At 32.0% G+C, this 15,328-nt stretch carries 15 protein-coding genes; 10 read left to right on the top strand and 5 right to left on the bottom strand.

The genetic code is table 11. The annotated features are described in order from the left end of the window. Positions 1 to 27 precede the first annotated feature (27 nt). The 7 genes from LPC21_RS08810 to LPC21_RS08780 all read left to right on the top strand — a co-directional run bounded on the left by LPC21_RS08810 (position 28) and on the right by LPC21_RS08780 (position 6,634). Positions 28 to 2,190, top strand: a complete 2,163-nt coding sequence (locus LPC21_RS08810; RefSeq protein WP_229316801.1) for an RHS repeat domain-containing protein — start codon at positions 28 to 30, stop codon at positions 2,188 to 2,190. Between the two features lie 3 nt (positions 2,191 to 2,193). Further along, positions 2,194 to 2,598, top strand: coding sequence for a hypothetical protein (locus LPC21_RS08805; RefSeq protein ID WP_229316800.1), 405 nt, complete (start codon positions 2,194 to 2,196; stop codon positions 2,596 to 2,598). Positions 2,599 to 2,892: 294 nt separating this feature from the next. Further along, positions 2,893 to 3,234, top strand: coding sequence for a hypothetical protein (locus LPC21_RS08800; RefSeq protein ID WP_229316799.1), 342 nt, complete (start codon positions 2,893 to 2,895; stop codon positions 3,232 to 3,234). A 256-nt stretch (positions 3,235 to 3,490) separates the two neighbouring features. After that, positions 3,491 to 3,658 (top strand): hypothetical protein, encoded by a 168-nt coding sequence (locus LPC21_RS08795; RefSeq protein WP_229316798.1) that lies wholly within the window; start codon positions 3,491 to 3,493, stop codon positions 3,656 to 3,658. A 150-nt stretch (positions 3,659 to 3,808) separates the two neighbouring features. Further along, the gene (locus tag LPC21_RS08790; RefSeq protein ID WP_229316797.1) at positions 3,809 to 5,521 is read left to right on the top strand and encodes an RHS repeat domain-containing protein; all 1,713 of its coding nucleotides are present in this window, start codon (positions 3,809 to 3,811) and stop codon (positions 5,519 to 5,521) included. A gap of 3 nt (positions 5,522 to 5,524) precedes the next feature. Next, positions 5,525 to 5,986 carry a hypothetical protein gene (locus tag LPC21_RS08785; protein WP_229316796.1) on the top strand — a complete coding sequence of 154 codons (462 nt, stop codon included), beginning with the start codon at positions 5,525 to 5,527 and terminating at the stop codon, positions 5,984 to 5,986. Between the two features lie 303 nt (positions 5,987 to 6,289). Beyond that, positions 6,290 to 6,634 (top strand): hypothetical protein, encoded by a 345-nt coding sequence (locus LPC21_RS08780; protein WP_229316795.1) that lies wholly within the window; start codon positions 6,290 to 6,292, stop codon positions 6,632 to 6,634. A gap of 177 nt (positions 6,635 to 6,811) precedes the next feature. On the opposite strand, the gene LPC21_RS08775 is transcribed toward LPC21_RS08780, so the two are convergent. The 5 genes from LPC21_RS08775 to LPC21_RS08755 all read right to left on the bottom strand — a co-directional run bounded on the left by LPC21_RS08775 (position 6,812) and on the right by LPC21_RS08755 (position 11,391). Then, positions 6,812 to 7,786, bottom strand: coding sequence for an AbiH family protein (locus tag LPC21_RS08775; RefSeq protein WP_229316794.1), 975 nt, complete (start codon positions 7,784 to 7,786; stop codon positions 6,812 to 6,814). Positions 7,787 to 7,955: 169 nt separating this feature from the next. Next, positions 7,956 to 8,546 (bottom strand): Cap15 family cyclic dinucleotide receptor domain-containing protein, encoded by a 591-nt coding sequence (locus tag LPC21_RS08770; protein WP_229316793.1) that lies wholly within the window; start codon positions 8,544 to 8,546, stop codon positions 7,956 to 7,958. Positions 8,547 to 8,549: 3 nt separating this feature from the next. Continuing rightward, entirely contained in the window at positions 8,550 to 9,353 is an 804-nt protein-coding gene (locus LPC21_RS08765; RefSeq protein ID WP_229316792.1) for a nucleotidyltransferase domain-containing protein, read from the bottom strand. 90 nt (positions 9,354 to 9,443) lie between these two features. After that, positions 9,444 to 10,202 (bottom strand): GGDEF domain-containing protein, encoded by a 759-nt coding sequence (locus LPC21_RS08760; RefSeq protein WP_229316791.1) that lies wholly within the window; start codon positions 10,200 to 10,202, stop codon positions 9,444 to 9,446. A 505-nt stretch (positions 10,203 to 10,707) separates the two neighbouring features. After that, positions 10,708 to 11,391 (bottom strand): response regulator, encoded by a 684-nt coding sequence (locus LPC21_RS08755; RefSeq protein WP_229316790.1) that lies wholly within the window; start codon positions 11,389 to 11,391, stop codon positions 10,708 to 10,710. A gap of 110 nt (positions 11,392 to 11,501) precedes the next feature. Here LPC21_RS08755 and LPC21_RS08750 point away from each other — a divergent pair, with 110 nt between their 5' ends. From LPC21_RS08750 to LPC21_RS08740, 3 genes are all read left to right on the top strand, one after another. Continuing rightward, entirely contained in the window at positions 11,502 to 12,218 is a 717-nt protein-coding gene (locus LPC21_RS08750; RefSeq protein WP_229316789.1) for a LytR/AlgR family response regulator transcription factor, read from the top strand. Between the two features lie 278 nt (positions 12,219 to 12,496). After that, positions 12,497 to 12,679, top strand: coding sequence for a hypothetical protein (locus LPC21_RS08745; RefSeq protein ID WP_229316788.1), 183 nt, complete (start codon positions 12,497 to 12,499; stop codon positions 12,677 to 12,679). Between the two features lie 60 nt (positions 12,680 to 12,739). Then, positions 12,740 to 14,734, top strand: a complete 1,995-nt coding sequence (locus LPC21_RS08740) for a tetratricopeptide repeat-containing sensor histidine kinase (protein WP_229316787.1) — start codon at positions 12,740 to 12,742, stop codon at positions 14,732 to 14,734. Positions 14,735 to 15,328: the final 594 nt, after the last annotated feature.

Raw genomic sequence — 15,328 nt, 5'->3', positions numbered from 1 at the left:
ACCAAGGGACTTTCTACAGGTTCATGGATGCGTGTGCCAACTACTACTACTGAGGTTAAAGCTGAAACGAGTTATACTTTGTACGATTACAAATACCGACCAATACGTAGTTACACCAACAATTATTTAGGAGGATATACCTATACCGATAGTAAACTGGATGCTTTTTCTGGACAGTTGCAGTACACGGTGCAAAAGCACAAGCGTACTGGCTATGATGCTGAATTAACAGTTAAAGAAGCCTTTACGTACTCAGCCCAAAACCGATTACCGACCCATACCCACCAGATTAATGGAGGAGCAGAACAACTGTTAGCGGAGAATACCTATGACGAACTGGGTAAATTGACTAGTAAGAAAGTAGGGAATACCAGTGCCTTGCCACTTCAAAAAGTAGATTATAGCTACAACATTAGAGGCTGGCTGACTAAAATCAATGAGATAGGTAATTTGCAACAAGGCACAGATCCTGCTGATTTGTTTGGCTTTAAAATCAATTATAATACCGTAGATGGAAACGTAAATGCAGCAAACAAACTCTATAATGGCAATATTGCCGAGACGTTTTGGAGCACCGCTACCGATGGTGGTTTTGTGAGGAACTATGGTTATAAATACGACAATTTGAACCGTTTGAAAGACGCTACCTATCAAAAATCTGGGCAGGTGACTGGTATGTATAACGAGAACTTGAGTTATGATAAGAATGGTAATATTATGAATTTAAGCCGTTACGGAGATCGAGACGAACAGTATTTACCAATACAAATTGACTATTTGCAGTATGGTTATGCTACCAACTCAAACAAACTTTTAAGCGTTGCTGATAACTCGAATAATACCAGTGGTTTTAAAGACGGCATCACCACAGGGGATGACTATGTGTATGATGCCAATGGCAATATGACGGTGGACAAAAACAAGAATATCACTGCTATTACTTATAACCACTTGAACCTACCGACTAAAATAATTTTTCCAACTGGAAATATTGTGTATTTTTACAACGCTAGTGGTCAAAAAGTACAAAAGGTAGTTACAGAAAATACAACTGTAACTACAACGGATTATTTAGGAGGTTACCAGTACAGTAATACTAGTTTGCAGTTTTTTCCAACGGCAGAGGGTTATGTAAAAAGTACTCCTGTAAGTGGAACTAATACATATAGTTATGTGTTCAACTACACTGACCACTTGGGTAATGTGAGATTGAGTTATACTAAAGACGCCACAACAGGTTCATTGAAAATTCTTGAAGAAAATAACTATTATCCTTTTGGATTAAAGCATAACAGTTATAATGTAGATAATTTCCAACCAGAGTTTAAGTATCGTTATAACTCCAAAGAATACCAAGATGAACTCGGATTAAATCAATATGACTACGGAGCAAGGAATTACGACCCAGCTTTAGGACGTTGGATGAATATGGATCCGCTAGCGGAAATGTCCCGTAGATGGTCTCCTTATAATTATGCTTATAACAATCCTGTTTATTTTATTGATCCTGATGGGATGTTGTCACAATCTTTTATAGATGACTTATGGAATAAATCAGGAAACGACACTACTTGGACAAATAATAATGATGGTACTTTTTCAGGAAATAATGGAGAAAGTGCAGATACAGGAGAAGGTGGCGGAGATGATGATAAGAAAAAGAAAAAAGGAAAGAAAGAAGATACTAAAAAAGCAGAATATAATAATAGTTCATTAAAGTATGCTACAGCTTCATCGGCTGTTTTGGTTGCTGATGATGCTACTGTAGTAGGTGTTGTAGATGATGTATTATTACCTGTTGTATGGAGTGTTGAAGCTGGTACTTGGGTTTATGACAATAGAGTTTTATTAGCTAAACAAGCAATTGAATTAAAAAAATTGCTAGAAAAAACAATGAAACCATCAGGGTTTACTTATGAGTTAAGAATTAACAGAACAGGTGAATACGTTGATGTAAGAGGGAATGTTGTACACTTAAATGCTGGGGATGTTTGGAAGTATGGAGAAACATCAAGCGGTATGAGTAGATATTCACAATCAACATTAAACTCTATGGTTCCTGGTGGAGTTTCAATGGTTCCAATATTTTTTGGAAATCAAGTGGAAACAAAAGTACAGGAGAAAATTATGATATATGGTTACACTTTAATGAATGGTAGTTTGCCACCAGGAAATAAAATATTTAGATAGACTATGGAATTTAATATAGGTACACAATTTTCAAGAGAATTTGATTTTGAAGAAACATCATTAATAACGGATAGTTTAACAAAAATTTTAAATGAAAGCTTTGCAAAAAAAGAGTATTCGTTAAAAGTAAAAAAAATATATGTTGGTTTTATATGTGTGTCGAAAGGTTTTGAACCTTATTTTATGGCAAGACCTTTAAAAATATTAAAAAAAGAACTAGCAATTGAATATGAAATAAAACTTGATTTTGAAGAAGTTTTTAAGTCTAATACAGAGAATAAAATCAGAATATTATATAATGAATTAATCAATCAATCAAGAATAATCCTTAATGATAAGAAACTAGTAGATTTTAAAGTGCAAGATTTTTTAGATGATTTAGAAAAATCTTTAAATACACTAGTTTAACTTTGTAACAAAACTCTTTTTTGGTAATGTATCAAAATTAGTGGTAGTGGTGTAAAAGCTAGTTAATTAACTGAAAATCAATTATATTGTTACTTTAAAAAGGAAAAAGAGAAGCTATGGCTTCTCTTTTTTTTTTGAGTACTGAAAATAGATGCGGTATTCTAATTGCCGTAATTATTATATCAAAAAACCGTAAAATATAATCATATAGACGGTTTAGTTTTGATATTATAAGTTGAAAAGAATAAATAATTTATAAGTTTTTATTTTCAATAATTTAACTAAAATATATTTATGAAAGATTTAACTCATTTGTTGACCTATTGGAAAAATGACGAAAGAAAATTGGGGATAAGAAAAGTAAAAATTAGAAATTCCAGCTTTATGGTTGGTGAATTTTTAATACTTATTTCTGAAAGTTTGAAAGTAGTTGTAATAAACAGGACAAAGGATATAGAAATAGAAAAAGTATTCCAAACTTTTAATCAGTCAGAAGGTATTGAAATTGCAAATGGAGACTTGTACAGAGCTGAACAAATCGCCAATAATGTTTCACTTGATTTTTTTAAACCTTATTCAGATACGATTCAAGAACTTTTTTTAGATGTTGAAGATGAGTTCGTCGATATTGAATAAATACTATTTGGCATTGTATCAAAGTTAGAGATGACTCCAAATAATTAAGTTACTATATTGATAATCAATGTTTAAGTTAATTTATTATACAAAAAAGGTCGAGTTTTCGTTTAGGAAATTTACTTGACCCCAACAGATTACATATAATCTTCGTGACTTAACTAATTTACGTTCTAAATCTGATAAAACAAATTTCCTTATCGGGTTAATTCTCCACTCGGTTTCTAAAACTGGAGAAAGTTTAAACGTAAAAATCATGCGTTATCCAATTGGTACTACAGCTAGTACAGGACAAACTTGTCCAGAGAGCGGTGTTTGGAGAGTTGTTGGAGTTCCTTCAACAACAGCTCCAATTGCTAAAGGTAATAGAATGCCTCCTTATGGTGGTAATGGAGTTACTTGGATTTTGGCAGCTTATGCTTAACCAGAACCTAGATTATTCAAAAAGAGGAGCTTCAGCTCCTCTTTTTTCTGAGTACTGAAAAAATAGAAGTGTATTCTAGCCCCGACAGCAGCGGCATCCCCCGCTAGGGGATATAGCGAATAGCGGGACAGTATGGGTTAAGAAGATGAGATGAGTGCTGCTGATAAACTTTACAATGGGAATATAGCCGAGACGTTTTGGAGTACCGCTACCGATGGTGGATTTGTGAGGAACTATGGTTACAAATACGATAATTTGAACCGTTTGAAAGACGCTACCTATCAAAAATCAGGACAGGTGACTGGTATGTATAACGAGAACTTGAGTTATGATAAGAATGGTAATATTATGAATTTAAGCCGTTACGGAGATCGAGACGAACAGTATTTACCAATACAAATTGACTATTTGCAGTATGGTTATGCTACCAACTCAAACAAACTTTTAAGCGTTGCTGATAACTCGAATAACACCAGTGGTTTTAAAGACGGCATCACCACAGGGGATGACTATGCGTATGATGCTAACGGTAATATGACTGTGGATAAAAACAAGAATATTACTGGTATTGTGTATAACCACTTGAACCTGCCTACTAAAATATTTTTCCCAACTGGAAATATTGTGTACTTTTACATTGCTAGTGGACAGAAAGTACAGAAAGTAGTAACGGAGAATGCAACAGTAACCACGACTGATTATTTAGGTGGTTACCAATACCAAAACACGGTATTGCAGTTTTTTCCAACTGCAGAAGGCTATGTAAAAAACACTCCTGTGAGTGGAACGAACACCTACAGCTATGTGTTTAATTACACGGACCATTTAGGAAATACTCGATTGAGTTATACTCAAGACACCGCAACAGGTTCATTGAAAATTTTGGAGGAAAGCAACTACTATCCATTTGGGCTCATGCACAAGGGGTATAATAATTTAGTTTCTACCTACAATCCTGCGGAAAAATTGCTTTTTAACGGAAAAGAATTACAGGATGAACTGAATTTGAATGTGTATGATTTTGGAGCTAGGATGTATGACCCGTCTTATGTTAAAACACCAACACAAGACCCATTAGCAGAGAAATTTTATTCGTATTCTTCATATTCATTTTTGAATAATAATCCGATATTTTTTATTGATCCTACAGGAATGGCTGCGGAACCGCCTGGAGACTATTATGATAAAAATGGTAATTGGTTAGGAAAAGATAAGTATGATGATAATAAGGTATATTATGCTGATTCTGTTGAAAAAAATAAAGATGGATTAGTAGTATCGGCTAAAAACTCAACTGATTTAGGTATTACTCATTCTAAATTCTTATTTGCATCTCAGACATTATATGCTGAATCAAGTCCCAAAACTAGTAAATTAGAAGTTGCGGGTATATTTTCTGTATTAGAAAATAGAGCTCAAGCATATGGTACTGATGTGATTTCTCAAATGTCACCAAAATATCCAATGGGAGTTTATGGTAGTAGAGAAAAAGACAGAAATAGATATTTTGAAACTGGTTCACAAGCAGATGCAAAACGTTTAACAGTTAGAGCAGGTTTAATATTAGGACTGACTTCTACTTCTGATTACTCTAATGGAGCGTTTTTTTGGGATGGGGTAGATTTTAAATCTGGAGGTGGTCATAATGAAAGATATGTTCCAGGATATTTATTTTCAGATAAAAGCCATGATATATATAATTTGGGAAATAACATTAAACATGGATCTACAAAATTCGGTTCTTGGGACTATAAATATGAATCTACAGGAGCTATAGGAAAAACAATATTTTCCAAATTAAGTGACGCTTGGAGAGATGCTCAATATCCAGGAAACAGTATGACAAAACCCTTAGGAAACTAGAATATGAAAAGATTTTTATTTTTATTAGTATTTAGTATTATAAGTTTAGCAAAGGCTCAATCTTATAAGGAAATCGATTATTTGAAAAATTATTTAAAAACAAAAAAGAGTTTTAGAATAGAGCCTAAAATTGACTGTTATTCTGTTGATTCCTGCTATATTAAATATGATAAAATTAATATTATAGCAATTAAACCAATTTCAGAAAATGTTATAAAAAAGTTTTTATTAAACAAAAATGTCTTATCTATTAAGACTTTGTATAATAAAGAAGAGAGTTTATCTATAGAAAATGTTGAATTTCCAGATTATGAAAATTCAATATATTATTTATTTAAAAATAAGCTTTATATAATCAATACAATTCCCTTTTGTTCAGGTATTTCTTGTAAGTATAGGTACGCTCAAATATTTGATTTAAAAAATAAAATTATTTGTGAAAAAAAAATTAAGTGGGATAAATAGAATTAAGATAGTGCGACAGGACAAAAAGGGTAATGTATCAAAATTAGTGATGGCCTTGTAAAAGCTAGTTAATGGACTAAAAATCAATTGTATTATTAATTTAAAAAGGAAAAAGAGAAGCTATGGCTTCTCTTTTTTTTTGAGTACCTTACATAGATGAGTTATTCTAATTGCCGTAATTTTTATATCAAAAAACCGTAAAATATATTCGTAAAGACGGTTTAGTTTTGATATTCTAAGTTTATAAGAATAAATAATTTATAAATTTTATTTTCAATAATTTAATTTAACTAAAATATATTTATGAAAGAAGATTTAACTCATTTGTTGATCTGTTGGAAAAATGACGATAGAAGATTGGGAATAAGAAAAGTAAAAATTAGAAATTCCACCATTATGGATGGTGAATTTTTAATACTTATTTCTGAAAGTTTGAAAGTAGTTGTAAAAAACAGGACAAAGGATATAGAAATAGAAAAAGTATTCCAAACTTTTAATCAGTCAGGAAGTATTGAAATTGCAAATGGAGACTTGTACAGAGCTGAACAAATCACCAATAATGTATCTCTTGATTTTTTTAAACTTTATTCAGATACGATTCAAGAACTTTTTTTAGATGTTGATGATGAGTTCATAGAAATTGAATAAATACTATTTGGTAGTGTATCAAAATTAGTGATAGCCATAAGTACATAAGTTACTACATTGATAATCAAGGTTTAAGTTAATTTGTTTAAAAAAAAAGAGGAGCCATAGCTTCTCTTTTTTTTTTGAGTAAGGTCAATTTGTTTCTCCAAAAGTTACCGCTGTTAGTAACTGGACATTTTACACTAATATATCAAACATTTTAGTATTCACTCCAACGTAGATATTATTTTCAAATTTTTTCTTTTCTTCTTCTGATAAGTTAGTTTTATCTAGAAATACTTTTTTAACTTCTCTACGTGTTCTTGCATTTTTCTGCCCGAACCGTTCTTTTATTTCAGCACCTTTTTTAAAAATGATAATTCTAGCATCACGTTTTAATTGTTCTCCGATTACTTGCCACCAATAGTTATCTGTATCGCCAAGAGAAGAACCAAAAATGCAAATTAGATTTGCTTCAGAAATATAAGCTTCACATTTTCTATCAACATTATGACGTTGTACACGATTACATTTTGTCTTTATTAGAGCTTCTAATATTTCTTCATTTTCATGGAAATCTTTTTTTGCAATTTGAGAGATATCATTGACCCCTAAAATAGTTCTTTTGTCTGTGAAACCATGAATATGTTGAAGGTTTTTCAAAATAATTTGATGATGATGATGACTACCAATTGGTCTATTTGAAGTTCTATCTTCAAAAATTTTTTCAATAACTCTTGTATAGTTTAGAGTGATGATATTTATTTTCCAATCTACATTTGTCCATGGTCGCTTGAAACTTCTTATTTCTTGAATATCTTCATCGGTAAGAGTATGCTCTGGTAATCCAAGATTTTCAATAAATTTCGGTAAATCAACTTTATTTGTGTCAAGTTTACTTTCTTCTGCAATCAAATAATCTCCTAAATTATCGACTATATCTTCATAAACTTCATCGAATTGTTTTATATCTTCTAGCTTTACAGTATATGCTCCAAATGCAAGTTCTAAATCTGACCAATCCGTTATTCCACTTGAAATATCTTCTTTTAGATTCTTTATGAGTTCTGTTTTTGCTTCAATTGTTTTATAATGCTTATAGAAACTTTTGTAATTGGTATTCAATTTAAGGTTCATATCAAAACCGTTTCCGATAATATATACTATATTCATTCTATTCGATAGGTTTATTTAAGCTCTTGTTCTGATGCCTTGTCGCTCAAGTTTTGTAGCTTGTGGCAGTGGCGGATTTCGGAGCACAAAACTGTTAATACACCTCAAAAGTTGATGCGAGGTAGAATGTTCAACTAACCAGATCAACTGCCATTGAGCCAACCGCCTGTCATGCAACGTTTTTCTTGGTCAATGTGATTTCTCCAGTCGTTTCTCTATCTGTCCAATATTCTCCATCCATTTTTGTGACCTTAAATCCATCAAAGTTTAAAATTGTCGAGCCATAATGAATTTCACTTCTTTCTCTAACCCCTGCTTTCGGGGTGTTTAGATAAGTGTAAAATAGCTGTTGGAAGCCTCGCTCATTGTCAATGTCAAACGAAGCACCAATACTGTAACTACGACTTTCTTTTGTTTTAATGCGCACTTGAACATTGAAAAAGTTTTGGGTAATTGAAACTTCAATCGGAATAGGTTCAAGTTTTTTTTCTTTCCAATTCGATTTTATTGTTCCTTCCCAATCACCAGAAAGGTTTGGAAATGGAACAAGCCAAGGATAAAATATTTTTAACTTCCATCCCCAAGCAATAAAAATCATCCATAGAATTATATTAATAGAAATTGTTGTCGAAACGTGTGTAATTGCTTTGTGAAAGTCAATGCTGTCGAGATTTTGAGTTAATAGGAAAATTGTCGCATAAACAATAAACGCAAGTCCTAAGATTGCAAAAGCAAAAATTCTGATGTTATGTTTTACCATAGTCTAAAATTCTAAGTATTTCCAAAGTTGAACCATATATTCGTTTACGTCTGCTCTTGACCATTTTCTACCACTATGAAACAAATAAAGTAATTCCGAAACTTCACCCCATTCTTTGCAGGTGCTTTCTTCTTTAGTTTGTTCGTGAATATAAATTATTGACTGCTTCAATCTGTCTGTCCAAGTATCGTAATCATTCATTATTCGATTAGGAACATTCCAAACCAAACACTCTAGAAGAAAAGACGTGATATTTCCATTAAAAGAAACTCCATCATCTTTCATTTTGTAGCGCAACTTTCGATGAAGTCGAGTTAATCTTTTAAATCTTCTCTGTGTATTTGTGTTTTTCTTAATTCCATTCTCAATATGTTGTTTTGGAAAATTCACAATCCAAGTTCCGCTATCTGCTTTAAACTTTGACCCCAAAACATAACTTCCGTCTGCTGAATAACGCCTATAATCCCAGGTTGGAACTACGTCCGTTTGAACTCTTTGTGCGGTTCCTTTAATTGTTATGCATTTGTCATTGCGTTTTACTTGGTCACGACCAAACTTATTTACAAGCGCAGTTTCAACATCGTCCTTGAACTCAGAATAGGAATAACTTGAGGGAGTGGTGAGTCCGAAATCTTCTTTAGTTTTTTCTATTGGTAAGTCATAGTAAAATCCACCAGTGTATCTAACATTAATATCAATATCGCTGTTTAGCCTTACGTTTGTGTCGTTTGCATAAGACCCTTGCCCAAAGGTTTCAGTAGATTCTTTGCTAAGTTTTTTGTCCTCGCTAATAGCCTCACGAACCATCCTTTCAGATGTTTCAAGTCTTGTTTGTACACTTTTGCTCGGAGGCTTGGTCCAACTCGTAAATGTATCCTCAGAATATTTTGCCATATGTTAAACTATTATTTCTGTACAATTTTTGTTTGTTTTCTTTTTGGCGTTTTGTAGAGCTTTACTTGCTCTATCTAGGACATTAGTTTTTAGTTCGCCATTATTAAATTCAGTTACACCACAAGAAACTGTGACTTTAAAATTACTTCCGTCAATTTCAAATGAGGAGTCCGCAATTAGTTTTCTTTTCCTTTCTGCTGCAATTTGTGCATTTGATAACGAGGTTTGTCTAGCTATGATTAAAAATTCATCACCTCTCATAAAATACCTATATGTTTCATCCGTTATACGACTATCCTTTGCTAAAAGACCTCCAAGTTTCGTAAGAATTTTGTCTGCTATCTCATAGCTATTGTCATCATTGAATTTTTTAAAATCGTCAATATCAAATAAAATGATAGAGACTGGTTCTTCTTTACTATCTCGGCTTTTCTCTAAATTTTCCAAGTCTATTTCCAACGCCTTATGATTTTTAAGTCCAGTTAACTCATCAATTCGGCTTTTAGCTTGAATTGATTTGAATTTATTGTTGAAAAGTACGAATGAAATTGTAATACTTACTCCAGTGAGAATTAATGATAGTATAATAATTGTCCATATAGTTAGTGAAACTTCTAATTCAAGTTTTTCATTTACAATAGGTGTATACTTCAAAATTGCCACTAAAATGACAGTACCGAAAAAATATTTCATTATGTCATAAAAGACCTTTGAAAGGACATCTTTTTTAAATTTTGAAAATGACTCTTTTATATATTTCATTAGTTTGTTGTGTCTTCTTTAAAATGTTGCATAACACACCAATACATGCATTGCGTCAAATTATAATTTAAAAACATGCGAATATCAATTTATTATAATATTAAGTCCTATTAATAGTATTAAAATGACGCAACATTTTTTCATTACTTACAAAAATCGTTTTATCTCAATAATAAATTTTACGGTTTTTCATGATTATTTTTACGGTTTAGTTCTTTATGGCTGATAGAGTAAAACGACTTTTCATTTTTATTGAATTAACAATAAAGAATTATATCATCTGGAATCCTAATTTCAATTCATAATTCAAATGGACATGTATTGAATTTGCAAAAAACAGCTTTGAGTAAAAGTTTAACTAGCCGAAATTTTATATTGCTTTAATTAGAAGAAAGGCTTTCAATTAAAAAATAGCATAGAAAACTACACAAATCCTAACTTGGTTTGATGTATTCAGTTGAACAGTTTACTCTTTGGTGAGATTAAAGGAGAAGTAGGGGAGTAATTAATTGCTCAAACTTACTGGACTGCTAAACAATCCTAAATTATTAACACGTTCTATTAGTTCAGCATCAGTGCCTCCTTTAAAAATGAGTTGCTTTTTGAGATTGGCTTTTCTCTTTTCTATGGTACTTAAAGATAGTGGGATGTATTTAGTGAGGTCTTTTGTTTTAACTCCGTCGGCAATTAGTTGAATTATTTTACTATCATGTTCATCCCAATGGATATTCTTAATTATAAACTCTTTTTGCGCTTCTAGAATTGAAGCAGTATAATAAGTTTCTTTGTTTGTAATAGCTTCCATGATAGAGGGAAAGCTTTTATAATTAATATCATTTTTTGAAATGAATCCTAATGGATTGAGTGTTTTTGCAATTCGATTTACCCAAACTGGATCACAGTGCATGGAAATTATTACAAGGCTACAATCAGGAAAACGTTGTTTAACCAGACTCCCTATTTCATCACCAGAGCGCAAATTCATTTCCTCATAGGGTGGTAGGTTTACATCAATAAAAGCAACATCTAATAGTGTATCACTAGCCTTTAAAACATTTATTTTTTCGTACGCTTGTTTACAATTGTAGGCTAAGTGAAAATTAGTATTCTCGTTGGAATCGATTGCAGATAATAGTGTTACATAACTATCTACAATTAAAGGATGGTCGTCTACAATAAGAATATTCATCGTGTGATTATTTTATGACTAATAACATTCAAACCTACTCAAAATTTATCTAAAATATTACGGTTTCCCGTAAAATTTGAATTTGTGTAGGTTTTAAATTGCAAACAAAAATGCAATTTTCTTATGTGCTAATAGATGGGTCTCAAATCATTGAACCTACATTAGAAATGATAAAAGTTCATGATGCTTTTTTGTGTGTAGCAGTCTGTGCTAATCGAACCGAAGGCATCAATAAAATATTGGAATTAAAGCCCGATGTTGTATTTATGAATATCAGTGATGCTTCAAATCTCTCTGAAAACGCTATCCAACTTTCTTTGTTAAGTGAATTGCATGAATTTTTAGATGTATTGCCTACCATTATTGTACTAAGTAATTCCAAAGACCAAGCATTTGACGCCTATCAACGAGGGGTGTCTGGGTATTTGTTACATCCTATTGATGCGAATGAATTGCGTAAGTGCTTACTACGTTACCAAAAGACACATACGTCCTTGTATGCGGATAAAATTTCGATTAAGTCCAATGGAGATTACCACTTTATAAAAGCACAAGACATTGTGTATTTAAAAGCAGACAACAATACTACTGATTTCCATTTGCAATCCGGAAAGGTGATTACCGCTTTCAAAACTTTAAAACATTTCGAGAAACTATTACCGTTTTATTTCTTTAGGATTCACCACGGTTATGTTATCAATGTAGACCATGTAAGTCGAATCAATTTAGGTAAGAGTCAGTGTTATCTTTTGAATAATGAGATTGCTTTACCTTTTTCAAGAACATACAAAGACAATATAACTACAATAATTATACGAATTTCTTAGCTAAGGTTTTGCAACTTACTCAGAAAAGCTGTCTACTTGCTACAGCTACTTTACCACTTGCTAATCAAGACTTTATTTTTCAGCATTACTTATTTCTCCATACTACATTTGGCTTATCCAATCAATGGAATTAAAGCTTTAGTTGTTGTTTTTAGCCTAGGGTAAGGATGCTAAAACGGCTCTGAGAAAGACCGCCCTTCTTTTCAGAATAATCAATTGAATCGCTGCGCCCAGAAAGCACGGCTAGGATATTATTTCTAAACCTTAAATGATTTATTATGAAAACCCCAATTGTATCAAAATTAGTAGTGTTATTTGTTTTTAGTATTGTTTTACAATCGTGTACGGCAGATGCCTTACCTGGAGACCCAGCGGCTAGTCCCGAAAAGACGGTGGTCAAGCCGACGAATGTGAGTGCGGAGGTTGCGGGAGAATTAATCATACCTAAAACAAAGGGTTAATTACAATATTCAAGACCATGTTTACATGGTCTTTTTTTATTATTTTTGAACAAAAATATTTTGAAGAAATTAGTGCTTTTTTTATTATTTCTGATTTTATTTGTTGCTATTTCTTGTTCCAAAAATAACACATCTGATTTTTTATTTATTCATTCTCAAAAATATAACCAATTCAATTCTGAGCAAAAAGAAGAATATTTGGATTCTTTGGAACTAATATCAAAGTCGCTTTCGAACGATTCTTTAACCCGTCGTCTTTTATTTCATTTAGCTGGAGAGTATTATTATTTAAATCGACTTCAAAAATCGCTTAACCTTAGCAATAAAGTATTTCAATTATCATCTGAGGTTAAAGACACTATGTCAATTGCTAAGTCTTTGTATTATATTGGAGATTGTTATGAACTTACTCAAAAGGATAGTACTTATTTTTATTATCAAAAAGCTGAAAAATTATATCGTTTATTAGGTAATAAAGAAAGAATTGGAAGGATGTTATTTAATAAAGCCTATTTATTATTTTATGATGGAAATTATCTTGAAAGTGAAATTCAAGTTTTTAAAGCATTACAGTTTTTGAAGAATATTGATAATGATGAACTACTATTTACTTGTTATAATTTAATTGCTTCTGATTTTGAAAAATTGGAAGAATATAATTATGCATTAAAATATTATTTACTTGCTCAGGAATTATTAAATGGACTAGAAAAAGATGAAAATGATTTTGAGATAAAGAACAATTATAAAGTTTCTTTGTCTGTAAATATTGCTAGTGTTAATGAAAAGCAGTTTCAGTATTCCAAAGCAGAAAAAGAATTAGAATCAGTTTTAACTGAGGACTTAAAAGTAAAATGGCCCAAAGACTATGCCACTGTAATTGGCAATTTAGGCTATGTTAAAACCAAATTAGGGCATTTAAAAGAGGGTGAGGCTATGATGAAAGAAGCTTTATCTCTGTCAAGTAAAATCGGGGTTGAATCTAGTGTTGTTTATAAGCTACACAATTTAGGTAAGTACTATTTTGATGTTAAAGACACCATTCAATCGACACACTATTTAAAGGAATCTCTTCAATTAGCTGAAAAATTGAAATCTACTGATGATGTCAAAGTTAATTTGCAGCTTCTTTCTAAAATAGATAAAACGAATACATCCTCTTATGATAAAAGGTATATTGCTGTAAGTGATAGCCTTACTAAAGTTCAACGCAAAAACAGGAATAAGTACGCTCGAATTGAATATGAAACGGCTATTTTAGAGGATGCGAATAAAGAATTAATTAGCAGAAATTTGTATTTGATTTTTGGGGTAGTGGTTTTAATAGTTGCTTTAGGTATTCGTTATGTAGTAAGTCAACGTAAAGAGATTGCTTATAGAAAAAAGTTGCAGAAGGCAGAGTTGGAGTTTTTCGAATTGATGCAATCTTCTCAAATTGCACTTAATGAGGCTAAAAAGGAGGAGCAGAATCGAATTTCTAGAGAGTTGCACGATAATGTGATGAATCGGCTTTATGGCACTCGTTTACAATTAGGGATGCTTAACTCAATCACTAATATTGAGGCAGAAGAAAAAAGACTAGATCAAATAAATAGTCTTCAAGTTATAGAACATGATATTAGAGCTATCTCACACGATTTACATACTGATGCTGTGGCATCTCATTTTGATTTTGCTGTACTTTTAGCTCAATGTGTACAACAAGCTAGTTCCACAACCAAAACGAGTTTGCATTTTGAAAGCACTCCTGAAATTAACTGGGAGTCTATTTCGGGTTTAGTTAAAATTACGATTTACCGAATTGTCCAGGAAGGATTGTCTAATGTTGTTAAATATGCGGATGCTATGGAATGCTCGGTGACTATTTCTCAACCCGATAGTGCTACTTTGCTCTTGATTATCGTTGATAATGGCAAGGGATTTGACGCTGCCGTAATTCCTAAAGGGATTGGTCTTTCGAATATGAAAACACGTGCCCGATTGGTAAAAGCAGATTTGCATATTGAGAGTGCACCGGGGAAGGGGACTCGAATTGAATGTCGGTTTGTGGTTTAGGTGGGTTATTTGGGGTTATTTTTTGGTAAAAATCACTCGAACTGACGTTAATTTCTTTAAAAAAAAACCGTACTTTTTTCTTCAAAAAACCGTACTATCGGTTGTGTATTTAGTGAGAAATTGCAAACCTAATTGTAATTTTTTTATATATGAAAAAATCAATTGTTTTTGGATTATTAATTAGCGCTATAGCTATGGGATTTACAATGTATCACTCTTCAGGTGGTAAGTGTACTGGTTCTGCTATTTGTAAGGCGTGTAAAAACTGTAAATACTGTAAGCATTGTGCCAAAAATGGCGGTACTTGTGGTGTTTGTCGTTAGTAATTATTTCTTAGGGTGTAGTGGCACTTAGAATCGGTAGACACAGCCTTTTCCTTATGCGATAGCTACACCTCTAGGGATTCTTAATTAATATACTAGATATTTTCAATTCACGATTATGGTTATTTTATATTGAACCTATAACCTTCATGAAATCAATTAGTTGGTTCGATTTTAAATCTATAGCGCTCACAAGTTGAACCAATGACCTTAAATTCATTTTTAAGGTCATTTTTTATTTTATATTGATTCTATAATCTTCTTGAAATCA

This window comes from Flavobacterium ammoniigenes (genome assembly GCF_020886055.1).
Classification (GTDB): Bacteria; Bacteroidota; Bacteroidia; order Flavobacteriales; family Flavobacteriaceae; genus Flavobacterium; species Flavobacterium ammoniigenes.
Note: the sequence above shows the minus strand (reverse complement) of the source record. Positions and strands in the feature narration are given on the sequence as shown.

Bases quoted from the DNA above. Each gene is read 5' to 3' on its own strand.
- LPC21_RS08790 (WP_229316797.1), top strand. From the start codon at position 3,809: ATGAGTGCTGCTGATAAACTTTACAATGGGAATATAGCCGAGACGTTT.
- LPC21_RS08745 (WP_229316788.1), top strand. From the start codon at position 12,497: ATGAAAACCCCAATTGTATCAAAATTAGTAGTGTTATTTGTTTTTAGT.
- LPC21_RS08765 (WP_229316792.1), bottom strand. From the start codon at position 9,353: ATGGTTCGTGAGGCTATTAGCGAGGACAAAAAACTTAGCAAAGAATCT.
- LPC21_RS08800 (WP_229316799.1), top strand. From the start codon at position 2,893: ATGAAAGATTTAACTCATTTGTTGACCTATTGGAAAAATGACGAAAGA.
- LPC21_RS08760 (WP_229316791.1), bottom strand. From the start codon at position 10,202: ATGAAATATATAAAAGAGTCATTTTCAAAATTTAAAAAAGATGTCCTT.
- LPC21_RS08780 (WP_229316795.1), top strand. From the start codon at position 6,290: ATGAAAGAAGATTTAACTCATTTGTTGATCTGTTGGAAAAATGACGAT.
- LPC21_RS08755 (WP_229316790.1), bottom strand. From the start codon at position 11,391: ATGAATATTCTTATTGTAGACGACCATCCTTTAATTGTAGATAGTTAT.
- LPC21_RS08805 (WP_229316800.1), top strand. From the start codon at position 2,194: ATGGAATTTAATATAGGTACACAATTTTCAAGAGAATTTGATTTTGAA.
- LPC21_RS08810 (WP_229316801.1), top strand. From the start codon at position 28: ATGCGTGTGCCAACTACTACTACTGAGGTTAAAGCTGAAACGAGTTAT.
- LPC21_RS08795 (WP_229316798.1), top strand. From the start codon at position 3,491: ATGCGTTATCCAATTGGTACTACAGCTAGTACAGGACAAACTTGTCCA.
- LPC21_RS08770 (WP_229316793.1), bottom strand. From the start codon at position 8,546: ATGGTAAAACATAACATCAGAATTTTTGCTTTTGCAATCTTAGGACTT.
- LPC21_RS08775 (WP_229316794.1), bottom strand. From the start codon at position 7,786: ATGAATATAGTATATATTATCGGAAACGGTTTTGATATGAACCTTAAA.
- LPC21_RS08750 (WP_229316789.1), top strand. From the start codon at position 11,502: ATGCAATTTTCTTATGTGCTAATAGATGGGTCTCAAATCATTGAACCT.
- LPC21_RS08785 (WP_229316796.1), top strand. From the start codon at position 5,525: ATGAAAAGATTTTTATTTTTATTAGTATTTAGTATTATAAGTTTAGCA.